This window comes from uncultured Microbacterium sp. (genome assembly GCF_963528945.1).
In the GTDB taxonomy this organism is placed as follows: Bacteria; Actinomycetota; Actinomycetes; order Actinomycetales; family Microbacteriaceae; genus Microbacterium.
This window is the reverse complement of the sequence record NZ_CAURWX010000001.1, coordinates 427,085-440,485: the sequence shown is the minus strand read 5'-3', so window position 1 is coordinate 440,485 and position 13,401 is coordinate 427,085. Positions and strand designations below refer to the sequence as shown.

The 13,401-nt window shown below is 69.9% G+C and carries 14 protein-coding genes and 1 pseudogene; 8 read left to right on the top strand and 7 right to left on the bottom strand.

All coding sequences use genetic code 11. The features are described from left to right. The first annotated feature begins 58 nt into the window (after positions 1-58). Together RWS82_RS01940 and RWS82_RS01935 are read left to right on the top strand one after the other, a co-directional pair. Entirely contained in the window at positions 59-673 is a 615-nt protein-coding gene (locus tag RWS82_RS01940; RefSeq protein ID WP_314646307.1) for a 3'-5' exonuclease, read from the top strand. 52 nt (positions 674-725) lie between these two features. After that, entirely contained in the window at positions 726-2,042 is a 1,317-nt protein-coding gene (locus RWS82_RS01935) for a DNA recombination protein RmuC (RefSeq protein ID WP_314646306.1), read from the top strand. 105 nt (positions 2,043-2,147) lie between these two features. On the opposite strand, the gene RWS82_RS01930 is transcribed toward RWS82_RS01935, so the two are convergent. Together RWS82_RS01930 and glpX are read right to left on the bottom strand one after the other, a co-directional pair. Further along, a complete protein-coding gene (locus RWS82_RS01930) occupies positions 2,148-2,441 on the bottom strand; it encodes a hypothetical protein (protein WP_314646304.1) in 294 nt (97 codons plus the stop codon). A gap of 173 nt (positions 2,442-2,614) precedes the next feature. Further along, positions 2,615-3,601: a class II fructose-bisphosphatase gene (glpX, locus tag RWS82_RS01925; protein WP_314646301.1), complete on the bottom strand. Its 987-nt coding sequence runs from the start codon at positions 3,599-3,601 to the stop codon at positions 2,615-2,617. A gap of 187 nt (positions 3,602-3,788) precedes the next feature. On the opposite strand from glpX, the gene fbaA reads away from it, so the two are divergent. Further along, positions 3,789-4,817, top strand: coding sequence for a class II fructose-bisphosphate aldolase (fbaA, locus tag RWS82_RS01920; protein ID WP_314646300.1), 1,029 nt, complete (start codon positions 3,789-3,791; stop codon positions 4,815-4,817). A 72-nt stretch (positions 4,818-4,889) separates the two neighbouring features. Here the strand turns inward: fbaA and RWS82_RS01915 are convergent, their stop codons facing one another. From RWS82_RS01915 to RWS82_RS01905, 3 genes and pseudogenes are all read right to left on the bottom strand, one after another. Then, positions 4,890-4,979, bottom strand: coding sequence for a hypothetical protein (locus tag RWS82_RS01915; protein ID WP_314648153.1), 90 nt, complete (start codon positions 4,977-4,979; stop codon positions 4,890-4,892). Positions 4,980-5,073: 94 nt separating this feature from the next. Next, positions 5,074-5,457: pseudogene (locus RWS82_RS01910) on the bottom strand (DUF6264 family protein); the annotation flags it as partial. Positions 5,458-5,542: 85 nt separating this feature from the next. Beyond that, positions 5,543-6,535, bottom strand: coding sequence for a 4-hydroxy-3-methylbut-2-enyl diphosphate reductase (locus RWS82_RS01905; RefSeq protein ID WP_314646299.1), 993 nt, complete (start codon positions 6,533-6,535; stop codon positions 5,543-5,545). Between the two features lie 156 nt (positions 6,536-6,691). On the opposite strand from RWS82_RS01905, the gene xseA reads away from it, so the two are divergent. From xseA to RWS82_RS01880, 5 genes are all read left to right on the top strand, one after another. After that, positions 6,692-7,969, top strand: coding sequence for an exodeoxyribonuclease VII large subunit (xseA, locus tag RWS82_RS01900; RefSeq protein ID WP_314646297.1), 1,278 nt, complete (start codon positions 6,692-6,694; stop codon positions 7,967-7,969). Positions 7,970-8,030: 61 nt separating this feature from the next. Continuing rightward, the gene (locus tag RWS82_RS01895; RefSeq protein ID WP_314646294.1) at positions 8,031-8,261 is read left to right on the top strand and encodes an exodeoxyribonuclease VII small subunit; all 231 of its coding nucleotides are present in this window, start codon (positions 8,031-8,033) and stop codon (positions 8,259-8,261) included. Further along, positions 8,258-8,911, top strand: coding sequence for a DUF4245 family protein (locus tag RWS82_RS01890; protein ID WP_314646292.1), 654 nt, complete (start codon positions 8,258-8,260; stop codon positions 8,909-8,911). The genes RWS82_RS01895 and RWS82_RS01890 overlap by 4 nt, the downstream gene beginning before the upstream one ends. Next, positions 8,908-9,567 (top strand): carbonic anhydrase, encoded by a 660-nt coding sequence (locus RWS82_RS01885; protein WP_314646289.1) that lies wholly within the window; start codon positions 8,908-8,910, stop codon positions 9,565-9,567. The genes RWS82_RS01890 and RWS82_RS01885 overlap by 4 nt, the downstream gene beginning before the upstream one ends. Further along, positions 9,564-10,958 carry a class II fumarate hydratase gene (locus tag RWS82_RS01880; RefSeq protein ID WP_314646286.1) on the top strand — a complete coding sequence of 465 codons (1,395 nt, stop codon included), beginning with the start codon at positions 9,564-9,566 and terminating at the stop codon, positions 10,956-10,958. Before RWS82_RS01885 ends, RWS82_RS01880 begins: the two co-directional genes overlap by 4 nt. A gap of 84 nt (positions 10,959-11,042) precedes the next feature. Here the strand turns inward: RWS82_RS01880 and RWS82_RS01875 are convergent, their stop codons facing one another. Together RWS82_RS01875 and RWS82_RS01870 are read right to left on the bottom strand one after the other, a co-directional pair. After that, on the bottom strand, positions 11,043-12,407 hold the full coding sequence (locus RWS82_RS01875) for a PhoH family protein (RefSeq protein ID WP_400190051.1): 1,365 nt from the start codon (positions 12,405-12,407) through the stop codon (positions 11,043-11,045). Between the two features lie 193 nt (positions 12,408-12,600). Continuing rightward, the gene (locus RWS82_RS01870; RefSeq protein ID WP_314646284.1) at positions 12,601-13,380 is read right to left on the bottom strand and encodes an isoprenyl transferase; all 780 of its coding nucleotides are present in this window, start codon (positions 13,378-13,380) and stop codon (positions 12,601-12,603) included. Positions 13,381-13,401 lie beyond the last annotated feature (21 nt).

Sequence of the window (13,401 nt, the reverse complement as noted above, 5' to 3'; positions counted from 1 at the left end):
GCCGGTGCGCTCGGCGCGCCGCCCCACCCTCGGCGAGACCGCGGGCGAGAGTGGGGACGTGCCCCTGGACTTCACCGCGATCGATTTCGAGACCGCGAACTCCAGCCCCGCCTCCGCCTGCGCGGTGGGTCTGGTCCGCGTTCGCGACGGAGTGGTCGTGGCGACCGCGGGGTGGCTGATCCAGCCTCCGCCCGGCCATGACGAGTTCCAGGAGTGGAACGTGCGCATCCACGGCATCCGCCCCGAGCACGTGCGCACGGCGGCGCGCTGGGTCGACCAGTTCGAGCGCCTGTGCGCATTCGCGGGCGCCGACGTGCTCGTCGCACACAACGCCGGCTTCGACCTCAACGTGCTCCGAAAGGCCGCCGAGGCGACCGGCGGGCTCTGCCCGCCGTACCAGTCGCTGTGCAGCCTGCAGGTGGCCCGCAAGACCTACCAGCTCGACTCCTACCGGTTGCCGAAGGTGGCGGAGGCGGCGGGCTTCGAGGAGTTCGCGCATCACGACGCCCTCGCCGACGCCCGCGCCTGCGCGCAGATCGTGATCGATTCCGCCCGGCGGGCCGGCGCGTCTGATGTGCACACCCTCGCCGAGGTGCTCGGTCTGCGTCTCGGCGGACGCGTCGCCCCGGCGGCCGAGGTCGCTCCGGTCGTGCCCGAGTTGTCGGTGGCCTGATCCCTTCCGCGGGTCTCCCCCGAATGTCGGAGGCCCTGGCCATCATGGCTCCATGGATGCTCCGCTGATCGTTCTCCTCCTGCTCGCCGCACTGTGCGCGGGTGCGGCCGTCGGCTGGGCGCTGCGCGCAGGTCGCGGTGCTGCTGCGATCGCGCGAGCCGAAGCCGAACTCGCCGCGGCGCGGGACGACCGGGATCGCCAGTACGACCTCTATCGCGACGCCGTCGAGCACGCCCGCAACGAACAGCGGGCCGAGGCGCAGCGCGTGCAGCAGCAGAACGCGGTGCTGACAGCCCTCGCTCCCGTGCGCGAGAGCCTGCAGCAGATGCAGCAGAAGGTCTCGGCCATCGAGCAGGAGCGCCACGCGCAGTTCGGATCGCTGGCCGAACAGCTGCGTCGTGCTCAGGAGTCCGACGAGGCGCTGCGGGCGACCACCGAGTCCCTCGCCGGTGCGCTGCGGTCGACGGCCACCCGCGGGGTATGGGGCGAGACGCAGCTGCGGCGCGTCGTCGAGGCGGCCGGGCTGACCCGCCACGTCGACTTCGACCTGCAGACCTCGATCTCGTCCGACCGCGGCCAGGGGCGTCCCGACATGGTGATCCGCCTCGCCGGAGGGGCATCGATCGCCGTCGATGCGAAGGTCCCGCTCGACGCGTACCTCGAGGCATCGGCGCTGCCCGCGGGCGACGCGCACGAGGCGCAGCGCCGTGTACACATGCAGAAGCACGTCAAGGCGCTCCGCGCGCACATCGATGCGCTCGCCAAGAAGGCCTACTGGTCGGGACTCGACGCCAGCCCCGAGTTCGTCATCTGCTTCCTCCCGAGCGAGTCGCTCCTCGCTGCCGCGATCGACGAAGACCCGACACTGCTCGACTATGCGTTCGGTCGACGGGTGGCCCTCGCTTCCCCCGTCAACCTCTGGGCGGTACTCAAGACGGTCGCCTACACGTGGACGCAGCAGGAGGTGTCGACCGAAGCACGCTCCCTCCTCGCTCTCGGCAGCCAGCTGTACGACCGCCTCGGCACGTTGGCGGGGCACGCCGACGATCTGCGCCGCGCGCTGGAGCGCACCGTCGACAGTTACAACCGCTTCGCGGGTTCGCTCGAGAGCCGGGTGCTCGTCACGGCCCGTCAGTTCCCCGGCATCGACGCCTCGACGCTCGACGCGGCACCGCAGCGCATCACCGCTCCCTCACGCCGTTTCACCGCATCGGAGCTGGTCGACGGAACGCTCGACCCGGAAGCGGGAATCCGGGCGGAACTGGGCGACGTGCGCGTGCGGCTCCACGACGGCACACAGGCGTCTGCGGACGAGCGCGACCGTGAGGACGAGAACGATGCTCGACGTCGGAGCGTCGAGGAGGCGTGACCGTCGGCGACGCCCGATTGGGGCGACGCCGGGAATCAGACGACGCCGGATCGGGGCCCCGAACCTCGCGCGCCCCGAGGCGCCGAAGCGCCGAGGTATGAGGGGTCAGGCGACGCCAGGAACGCCGCTGAGCAGCAGGATGACGAGACCGCTGGTGGCGAGGAACGCCCCGATCATCCACCAGGGGCTCAGCTCGTGCCCCTCCGGACGCCGCTTGCGCAGCAGCACGTCGGCACGGCGAGCCGGATCGACCACGGGCTGCGTCGATACGATCGCCGGAGTCGACGCGGCGATGCTCGCCTCGGCATCGGCCGCACTCACCCGCAGGATGCGTCCGGTATTGGTGGTGACGATCTTCGTCGGTGCTGCTTTCGAGCTGCTCGTCTGCGACGCGGTCATGTGTTCGCCCTCCTCTGCCTGCGGTGCCCATCGGCTCCGTCATCGGCGACAAACCCAGTCACAAGTCTGACACGCTCCGGGAGGAAACGCAGGATCACCGCCTCCGAGCGGGTACCGGGACGGTAACGATCCGCGACCGCTCACACGGGCGGCAACGACTCAGCGCATACGGCTCACAGCCACTTCGAGACGAGGTGCTCCGACGCGATACGGCGCAGGGTGCCCGACGCGCCGCGCAGCACGACGCTCTCGGTGTAGACGTACCCGCGCTCCCGGCGCACGCCCGCGACCAGCTGCCCATCGGTGACACCCGTGGCGACGAAGATCGTGTTCTTGCCCTTCACGAGATCGTCGGCCTCGTACACCCGGTCCATGTCGAGACCCGCGTCGATACCGCGCTGGCGCTCGTCGTCATCACGCGGCCACAGGCGCCCCTGGATGTGTCCGCCGAGCGCCTTGATCGCGCAGGCCGTCACGATGCCCTCCGGGCTTCCGCCCACACCCACGCACATGTCGGTGCGCGCGTCGTGCCGGGCGGCGTTGATGCCGCCGGCGACGTCACCGTCGCTCATGAGGCGGGTTCCCGCACCGGCCTCACGGATCTCCTGAATGAGCTGCTCGTGCCGCGGACGGTTCAGCACCGAGACCACGATCTCGTCGACGGGCTTCTCGAGGGCGCCAGCGAGACGACGGATGTTCTCGCCGATCGGCAGACGGATGTCGACGACACCGACGCCCGCGGGGCCGGTGACGAGCTTGTCCATGTAGAACACGCTCGACGCGTCGAGCATGCTGCCCCGATCGGAGACGGCGATCACCGAGAGCGCGTTCTGGCGGCCGGCCGCGGTCAGCGACGTACCGTCGATCGGGTCGACTGCGATGTCGCACTCCGGACCCCGGCCCGTTCCGACGACCTCGCCGTTGAACAGCATCGGGGCGTTGTCCTTCTCGCCCTCGCCGATCACCACGCGCCCCTGAAAGTCGACCGTGCCGAGGAAGGCGCGCATCGCATCGACCGCGGCCCCGTCGGCCGCTTCCTTCGCTCCGCGACCGATGAACGGCACGGCGCGAATGGCGGCCGCCTCGGTGGCCCTCACCAGCTCCATCGCGAGGTTGCGGTCGGGACGCAGCGGGCTCAGATCAGCAGTCAGACTCACCATGAGGTCAGCCTATCCAGCGGCCGTGCGCAGATCGCGGTGTTTCCCCGCATCGAGGAGCGAAGGAATCGCGATTCTTAACTACGGGGAAGGACGCCCATCCTGCGAGCGCGGGCGCGCACCGGGCATCCGCCGCCGTGCCCGGCTAGAGTGACAGCTGTCCCAGGCTTCATCTACCGCAGGAGATCTCATGCCCGTCGCCACCCCGGACCAGTACGCCGAAATGCTCGACCGCGCGAAGGCGGGCGGCTTCGCTTACCCGGCCTTCAACGTCTCCAGCTCGCAGACCATCAACTCGGTGCTGCAGGGACTGACCGAGGCGGGCTCCGACGGCATCATCCAGGTCACCACGGGCGGCGCCGACTACTTCGCCGGCCACACGGTCAAGGGTCGCGCCACCGGCGCTCTCGCCTTCGCCCGCTACGCCACCGAGGTCGCCAAGAACTACCCGGTCACCGTGGCCCTGCACACCGACCACTGCCCGAAGGACGCCCTCGCCGGCTTCGTCGAGCCGCTGATCGCTGCCTCTGAAGAAGAGGTCAAGGCCGGCCGCAACCCGATCTTCCAGTCGCACATGTGGGATGGCTCCGCCGTGCCGCTCGCCGAGAACATCGAGATCGCGAAGGACCTGCTCCCCCGCATGAAGGCGATCAACGCGATCCTCGAGGTCGAGATCGGCGTCGTCGGCGGCGAGGAGGACGGTGTGCAGCACGAGGGCTCGAACGAGGCCCTCTACACGACCTTCGCCGACGTCGACCAGGCCGTGCAGGCTCTCGGCCTCGGCGAGCAGGGCCGCTACATCGCCGCCCTCACCTTCGGCAACGTGCACGGCGTCTACAAGCCCGGCGGCGTGAAGCTGCGCCCCGAACTGCTCGGCGAGATCCAGGCCGAGGTGCAGGCGAAGTACAACACCGCCGCGAAGCCGCTCGACCTCGTCTTCCACGGCGGCTCGGGATCGACCGACGACGAGATCGCGACGGCGGTCGCCAACGGCGTGATCAAGATGAACATCGACACCGACACCCAGTACGCGTACACGCGCGCGATCGCCGACTACATGTTCAAGAACTACGACGGCGTGCTCAAGGTCGACGGCGAGGTCGGCAACAAGAAGCAGTACGACCCGCGCGCCTGGGGCAAGGTCGCCGAGACGGCCATGGCCGCTCGTGTCGTCGAGGCCACGCGTCAGCTGGGCTCGTACGGCCAGTCGAAGAGCTGACCGCTCCGACGGATGCAAAAGGGCGCCTCCCTGGTGGGAGGCGCCCTTGTTCGTCTTCCGAGACGGAGCCGGTCAGGGGGCGGCGTCGAGGAATGACAGGAAGGCCGGGTCCCCCATCATCGGCACCGCGAGGCACATCGAGACGACCGCTCCGGTGACCAGAGCGCCGACGACGGGGATCCACCAGGCGATGCGGGCCCCGCCGCAGCCGACGTACGGCCAACATGGCGGTGAGCACCCAGCCGACGACGAGCACCACCGCGGCGATGGTGCCCCAGAGACGACCCTGCGCGTAGTTGGTGAACTCCCCCTCGATGCCGAGCACCGACATCGCCTGATTCATGACCGCGGTGAGATCGAGGTAGCCGATCGCGGTGATCACGACGTTCACGAGCCCGTAGGCGAGGAGCGCAATCGTCACCAGCCGATCGACAGGGTGCCGGCGCGTCGACGCTTCGTCGGCCGCTGCCCTCTCGCCGGAGGCGGGCTGCGCAGCCGCCGAGGCGATCATCGGACCTGCGGGGTGGGCGCCGGCGGCAGGATCGTCGATGACGACCTGATCGAGGGGCGGGAGTCCGGCAGCGCGTCGCTGCTCCTCGGGCGTGGCGAGTTCGCCGTAACGCGGGCGCTGATCGGTCATGCCGTCATGCTATCCGCCGCACCTCTGGGACATTCCCAGCGGGAGATGGGGTCGTCGCCTCCCCGCGAGACGGGGTCGTCGGCGCTCAGGCCCCGGAGGCGCGGCCGCCCAGGGCCCGCGCATCGCGCTGCCCCGCGGCATCCTGACGCAGTTCCTTCGGCAGCGAGAACATGAGGTCCTCCTCGGCCGTCTTCACCTCTTCGACATCGCGGTAGCCGGCGTCGCCGATGCGCTCGAGCACCTCGCGCACGAGCACCTCGGGCACCGAAGCGCCACTGGTCACACCGACCGTCTCGACGCCGTCGAGCCACTCCTGCTGGATCTCCTCGGCGTAGTCGACGCGGTACGCGGCCTTCGCGCCGTACTCCAGCGCGACCTCGACGAGACGCACGCTGTTCGACGAGTTCGCCGACCCGACCACGATCACGAGGTCCGCATCGCGGGCGACCTTCTTGATCGCCACCTGACGGTTCTGCGTCGCGTAGCAGATGTCGTCGGACGGCGGGTTGTGCAGCTCAGGGAAGCGCGTGCGCAGCCGGTTGACGGTCTCCATCGTCTCGTCGACCGAGAGGGTGGTCTGCGAGAGCCACACGACCTTGCTCGGGTCTTTCACGACGACCGTGTCGGCCTCGTCGGGCGAGTTCACGACGGTGACGTGCTCCGGCGCCTCACCGGCGGTGCCCTCGACCTCTTCGTGGCCCTCGTGCCCGATGAGCAGGATCTCAAAGTCGTCGCGGGCGAAGCGCACGGCCTCGCGGTGCACCTTGGTCACGAGGGGGCACGTCGCATCGATCGCGTGCAGCCCGCGGTCGGAGGCCGCGTTGACGACGGCGGGCGACACACCGTGGGCGCTGAAGACGACGTGTGCACCCTCGGGCACCTCGTCGACCTCCTCGACGAAGATCGCACCCTTGTCTTCGAGCTCGGTGACGACGTGGATGTTGTGCACGATCTGCTTGCGTACATACACGGGGGCGCCGTAGCGCTCGAGCGCCTTCTCGACGGCGACGACGGCGCGGTCCACCCCCGCGCAGTATCCGCGCGGCGCGGCGAGCAGCACGCGCTTGGGTCCGCCCACCGGGTTATCCTGAAGCCGCCCTGCCGCCGCGCGAGCTCGCGGGAGGCGGGGAACGGGGAGATGAACGGCAGTCGAGGTCACCCCTCGATTCTACCGGCGTCCACCCTGGGAAGGCCGGGAATGGGCTTCCGATCGACGACCAGGGAACGAGAACGCATGACGGTCTTCCAGGCCACGACGGCACCGGGCGAGACACCGCCGGCGGATGCCGTCGCCCCGCGCGATTCGACCGCGGATGCCCCGACCTCCGTCGCCCGTCTCAACGCCACCATCCGTGACTTCGTCGCGCGATGGAACACAGTATGGGTGGAGGGCGAGATCACGTCGTGGAACGTGCGCGCAGGCAACGTCTTCGCGCGCCTGAAGGATGTGCAGTCCGACGCGCAGATCTCGCTGCGCATCTGGTCGAGCGTCCGGGGTCGCATCCCCGCCGATCTCGGCGTGGGCGACCACGTCGTCGCGGCTGTCAAGGCCGACTACTTCGTCAAGTCCGGCGACTTCAGCTTCGCCGTCTCGACCATGAAGCACGTCGGGCTGGGCGACCAGCTCGAACGGCTCGAGAAGCTCCGCTCGCAGCTGCGGCGCGAGGGGCTGTTCGACGCCGCGCGCAAGAAGCGCCTGCCCTTCCTGCCCCATGTGATCGGACTGATCACGGGCGAGCGCTCGGATGCCGAGAAGGACGTGCACCGCAACGCCGAGCTGCGCTGGCCGCAGGTGCGGTTCCGCACCGAGTACGCGGCGGTGCAGGGCGACCGTTGTGTGCCCGAGACGCTCGCTGCCCTCGCACGCCTCGACGCTGACCCGGAGGTCGACGTCATCGTCATCGCCCGCGGCGGCGGCGACCCGCAGACGCTGCTCGGCTTCAGCGACGAACGCCTGGTGCGCGCTGTGGCGGCGGCATCCACCCCCGTGGTGAGCGCGATCGGCCACGAGAACGACCACCCCCTGCTCGACGACGTCGCCGACCTCCGTGCCTCGACACCCACCGACGCCGCCAAGCGCGTCGTGCCGGATGTGGGCGAACAGCGCGCCCTGATCGGCCAGCTGCGCTCCCGGGCGATGTCGCGCCTGACACAGCGGCTCTCGCACGACATCGCTCAGCTCGAGCAGCTCCGCTCCCGTCCAGTGCTGCGGTCACCCGACCACATCGTCGACGCCCGCACGCAGGAACTGTGGCTGCTGCAGTCGCGCGGCCGTGACACCCTCACCCGTCGACTGGACGACGCGCATCGCCGCACGGGCGAGCTCCGGGCGTCGCTGCGCGCCCTGTCCCCCGCTGCCACCCTCGCCCGCGGCTACGCGATCGCGCACCTCGACGGCGGGGTGATCCTCCGCGATGCGGCGGACGCCCCGGCCGGTACCGCGCTGACGATCACCGTCGACCGCGGCTCCGTCGCGGCCCGCTCCGACGGCGAGGTCTCGGAGGCCGACTGAGCCCTCCACACCGGCATCGCCGCCGCTCACTACCGAGGAGGGCACGACGTAGGATGGAGGAGTGAGCGCGCTGAACGATACCCCTGTCGAGACGCTGTCGTTCGAGGCCGCCCGCGATGAGCTCGTGACGGTCGTCGCCGAACTCGAGCAGGGTGCGCCCACCCTCGAGCAGTCGCTCGCCCTCTGGGAGCGCGGTGAGGCCCTGGCCGCCCGCTGCGAGGAGTGGCTCCTGGGTGCCAAGCGCCGCCTCGATGCCGCCCGCGCCGCCGCCGACTCCGGAGACGCCTCGTGAGCAAGGCACCGAAGCCGGCCCCGATCGTCGCTGAACTCGGACGACCCGAGACCCCGGCCGAGACCGCCGAGCGCAAGGCGGCGTCGAGCAAGGCGTACCGCTCCAGCCAGACCGTCCGTGGTCTCGTCGCGGCGTTGCTCGCGACCCTCGCGATCGTGGCGGTCATCGTCTTCGCGGTGCCGCGCGGCGAGCCGGCATCCGAGAAGTCCGTCGATCTGCCGGCCATCGCCGCCGACGTGGAATCGACCATGCAGAGCCCGGTGATCGTGCCCGATCTCGGCGACTTCTGGCGCGTGAACGCCGCCGCGCTCGAGAGCGGCGCACCGGTGGTGTGGGACATCACGCTGGCACCCGACGCGCAGGACGAGCGTGGATTCATCCGCGTCGCGCAGGCCTTCGATGCGGATGCCGGTTGGGCGCCCCAGCGCCTCGGCGGCAGTGCACCGACCGACACCACGACCATCGACGGCATCGAGTGGGACGTGTTCACGCCCGGATCGACCACCGCCGACCAGAACATCTCGTACGCGCTCGGCACCCAGGCCGGCGACGACTACGTGCTGCTGTACGGCTCGCGTTCGGCAGACTCGACCGCCGACCTCGCTGCTTCCCTCGTCCCCCAGATCCGCGAACTCTCGGAGGCCCCATGACGACCACGCTCACCCCCGCCGACGCCTGGAAGCAGATGCAGGACGGCAATCGCCGATTCGTCGCCGACGTGCCGCGCCACCCCAATCAGGACGTGGCCCGACGCAAAGACCTCGAGGCCGCCCAGAACCCCGTCGCGACGCTCTTCGGATGCTCGGACTCGCGTCTCGCCGCCGAGATCATCTTCGACCTCGGCCTCGGCGACCTCTTCGTGGTGCGCAACGCCGGCCAGGTCATCGGCGAGTCGATCGTCGCGAGCCTGGAGTACGCGGTGGCCGTGCTGAACGTGCCCCTCATCGTCGTGCTCGCCCACGACTCGTGCGGGGCCGTGCGCGCCGCGATCGACGGCACCGCCATCGACGCCGCCCCCGTCCCACCGCACATCTGGAAGCTGATCGCGCCGATCGTTCCCGCCGCCCGCAAGGTGCTCGCCGAGTCCGGCGGCACCACGGTCGCCGAGATCGACGCCGAACTGGTCGGGCGCGAGCACCTGCGCAACACCGTCGCCGACCTGCTGCAGTCGTCCGAGATCATCAGCAACGCCGTCGCCGAGGGCCGGCTCGGCATCGTCGGCGCCAACTACCGTCTGGCCGAGGGCACGGCCGTGCCCGTCATCACCGTGGGGATCGACCCCGAAACGCAGGAGGCATCGGAATGACCGACACCGAGTACCGCATCGAGCACGACACCATGGGCGAGGTGCGCGTGCCCGTGAACGCGCTCTACGGGGCGCAGACCCAGCGCGCCGTCGAGAACTTCCCGATCTCGGGCAAGGGGCTGGAGTCGACGCAGATCGCAGCCCTCGCGCGCATCAAGAAGGCCGCGGCGCTCGCGAACAAGGACCTCGGCACGCTCGACGGCGCCATTGCCGACGCCATCGCGCAGGCCGCCGACCAGGTCGCGTCCGGCGCGCACGACGGCGAGTTCCCGGTCGACACCTACCAGACCGGCTCCGGCACCTCGTCGAACATGAACATGAACGAGGTGCTCGCCACGCTCGCGACGCGCATCCTCGGCGCGAACGTGCACCCCAACGACCACGTCAACGCCTCGCAGTCGTCGAACGACGTCTTCCCCACCTCGGTGCACATCGCCGTCACGCAGGCGCTGATCGACACCCTCATCCCCGCGCTCGACCACCTCGCGGTCGCGCTCGAGGCCAAGGCGGAGCTGTGGAAGGACGCCGTCAAGTCGGGCCGCACGCACCTCATGGACGCCACGCCCGTCACCCTCGGCCAGGAGTTCGGCGGCTACGCCCGCCAGGTGCGCCTCGGCATCGAGCGCGTGCAGTCGGCCCTCCCCCGCGTCGCCGAGGTGCCGCTGGGCGGAACCGCCACCGGCACCGGCATCAACACCCCGCTCGGCTTCCCGCAGAAGGTCATCGCGCTCCTCGCGGCCGAGACCGAACTGCCGATCACCGAGGCGAAGGACCACTTCGAGGCCCAGGCCAACCGCGACGGTCTGGTCGAGGCATCCGGAGCGCTCCGCACGATCGCGGTCTCGCTCACGAAGATCAACAACGACCTGCGCTGGATGGGCTCCGGTCCCAACACCGGTCTCGGCGAGCTGCACATCCCCGACCTGCAGCCGGGTTCGTCGATCATGCCCGGCAAGGTCAACCCGGTCGTTCCCGAGGCCGTGCTCATGGTGTGCGCGCGCGTCATCGGCAACGACGCCACGGTCGCGTGGGCCGGAGCATCCGGTTCGTTCGAACTGAACGTCGCCATCCCGGTGATGGGTACCGCCCTGCTCGAGTCGATCCGCCTGCTCTCGAACGCGTCGCGCGTGCTCGCCGACAAGACCATCGACGGCCTGCAGGCGAACCTCGACCGCGCCGCCGCCTTCGCGGGGATGAGCCCCTCGATCGTCACGCCGCTGAACAAGCTGATCGGTTACGAGGCGGCCGCGAAGATCGCCAAGCACGCCGTCGCGAAGGGCATCACGGTGCGCGACGCGGTGATCGATCTCGGTTACGTCGAGCGCGGCGACCTGACGCTCGAGCAGCTCGACGAGAAGCTCGACCTGCTCTCGATGACGCACCCGGGCTGAGCCCCGCAGCGCTCGACTCCCGTCGCACTTTCTGTCGCCTGTCGCCGTTCTAAGCGACAGAAAGTGCGACGGGAGTGGGCGGGGCTAGCTGAGCTCGCCGCCCTCGAGCAGCTCGGTCACCAGTGCGGCGATCGCGGAGCGCTCGGAGCGCGTCAGGGTCACATGCCCGAACAGGCCATGGCCCTTGAGCGTCTCGATCACGCTGGCGATACCGTCGTGCCGCCCGACCCGCAGGTTGTCGCGCTGGCCGACGTCGTGCGTGAGCACCACGCGCGAGTTCTGCCCCATTCGGCTCAGCACCGTGAGCAGCACGTTGCGTTCGAGGGACTGCGCCTCGTCGACGATCACGAAGGCGTCGTGCAGCGAGCGGCCGCGGATGTGCGTCAGCGGGAGCACCTCCAGCAGGCCCCGCTCGACGACCTCCTCCATGACGTTGCCCGAGACCACGGAGCCGAGGGTGTCGAAGACCGCCTGCCCCCACGGGCCCATCTTCTCGCCCTGGTCGCCGGGCAGGTAGCCGAGCTCCTGACCGCCCACCGCGAACAGCGGGCGGAACACGATGATCTTCTTCTGCTGCTGCCGCTCGAGCACGGCCTCGAGACCCGCGCACAGCGCCAGGGCCGACTTGCCCGTGCCGGCGCGCCCGCCGAGCGACACGATGCCGACGTCCGGGTCGGTGAGCAGGTCGATCGCGATGCGCTGCTCCGCGGAACGACCGTGCAGGCCGAACACGTCGCGGTCGCCGCGCACCAGGCGGTACTCGCCGTCGCCGGTAACCCGACCCAGAGCCGATCCGCGCTCGGAGTGGATGATGAGGCCGGTGTTCACCGGAAGGCCGCGCGCCTCTTCGCTGATGCCGACCTCGCTCTCGTACAGGTCGCTCATGTCGTCGCCGGAGAGGTCGAGCACGGCGATGCCGTTCCACCCCGAGTCGACGGCCTGCTCTGCCAGGTACTCCTCGGCCCGCAGGCCCAGCGAGGCCGCCTTCACGCGCATGGGCAGGTCTTTCGAGACGATCGTCACGTCCTGCCCGTCCTGTGCGAGGTGCATGGCGACCGAGAGGATGCGGCTGTCGTTGTCGCTGAGACGGATGCCCGCCGGCAGCACCGACATGTCGGTGTTCGCCAGCTCGACGCGGAGGGTGCCGCCCTCCCCCACCTGCACGGGGAAGTCGAGGCGTCCGTGCTCGACGCGCAAGTCGTCGAGGTGCCGGAGGGCCTGGCGAGCGAAGTAGCCGATCTCCGGGTCGTGACGCTTGCCCTCGAGTTCGGTGATGACGACGACCGGGAGCACGACCGAGTGCTCCGCGAATCGGAAGAACGCCTGCGGATCGCTCAGCAGCACCGACGTGTCGAGCACGTAGGTGCGGAGATCCTGCGCGGGATCTGCTGAACTGGCCCGCCTCGTCGTCTGACGGGTGGACTGCTGGTGCGCTGTACGTGTGGTCACGACCCACTCCCGACCCGGGGAATCCCGGCTATGCGAACGAGTCGACCAGGGGGTCACGAGTCGTGTGCCTGTGGCCGACCCGACCGGGCGCCATGCCCGATGAGATGAAGGTACGACTGCCCGCCGACATCCGGCCCGTTCGACACGCCAGCGTTTCGTGACGAATCGGTGAACGCGGCGTTGCGCCGCCGTGTCAGCGACCGAAGCGGCGGTCGCGGTCGGCGTAGTCGCGCACCGCGCGGAGGAAGTCGACCTCGCGCAGGTCGGGCCCGAGGGCCTCGACGAAGTAGAACTCACTATGGGCGCTCTGCCACAGCAGGAAGTCGCTCAGACGCTGCTCGCCACTCGTGCGGATGACGAGATCCGGGTCGGGCTGCCCCCCGGTGTACAGGTGCTCGCCGATCATCTCGGGAGTGAGGTGGGCTGCGAGATCCTCCATGGTGCCGCCGGACGCCTCGTGCTTCACCAGGATGCTCCGCACGGCGTCGACGATCTCGTTGCGTCCGCCGTAGGCGACGGCGAGGTTGACGTGCAGACCCGTGTGGTCGCGGGTGCGCTCCTCGGCGTCGGCGAGCACGCGCGCGAGCTCCGGAGGGAGGAGGTCGGCACGGCCGACGTGCTTCACACGCCAGTTGCCCTCGCGGGAGAGCCCGTCGGCGAGGTCGGCGATGATCTCGATCAGGTCGGCGAGCTCGGCGGCATCCCGTTTGCGCAGGTTGTCGCTGGAGAGCAGGTAGAGCGAGACGACCCCCACTCCGAGTTCGTCGCACCACCCGAGGAACTCGCGCATCTTGACGGCGCCCGCCCGATGCCCGTGGGCGGCGGTGGCGAAACCGAGCTGGCGCGCCCAGCGACGGTTCCCGTCGATCATCATCGCGATGTGGTGCGGAACGGCCGCCGGGTCGAGACGGCGGCGCAGCCGGTTGCTGTAGAGCCGGTACAGCGGCCCCCGCCCCTGGTTCTCCCGTGACATCACCGTCCTACGCTACCCTCT

Bases quoted from the DNA above. Each gene is read 5' to 3' on its own strand.
- glpX (WP_314646301.1), bottom strand. From the start codon at position 3,601: ATGGTGAGTCTGACTGCTGATCTGAGCCCGCTGCGTCCCGACCGCAAC.
- xseA (WP_314646297.1), top strand. From the start codon at position 6,692: ATGACGGTCTTCCAGGCCACGACGGCACCGGGCGAGACACCGCCGGCG.
- RWS82_RS01880 (WP_314646286.1), top strand. From the start codon at position 9,564: ATGACCGACACCGAGTACCGCATCGAGCACGACACCATGGGCGAGGTG.
- RWS82_RS01935 (WP_314646306.1), top strand. From the start codon at position 726: ATGGATGCTCCGCTGATCGTTCTCCTCCTGCTCGCCGCACTGTGCGCG.
- RWS82_RS01885 (WP_314646289.1), top strand. From the start codon at position 8,908: ATGACGACCACGCTCACCCCCGCCGACGCCTGGAAGCAGATGCAGGAC.
- RWS82_RS01870 (WP_314646284.1), bottom strand. From the start codon at position 13,380: ATGTCACGGGAGAACCAGGGGCGGGGGCCGCTGTACCGGCTCTACAGC.
- fbaA (WP_314646300.1), top strand. From the start codon at position 3,789: ATGCCCGTCGCCACCCCGGACCAGTACGCCGAAATGCTCGACCGCGCG.
- RWS82_RS01930 (WP_314646304.1), bottom strand. From the start codon at position 2,441: ATGACCGCGTCGCAGACGAGCAGCTCGAAAGCAGCACCGACGAAGATC.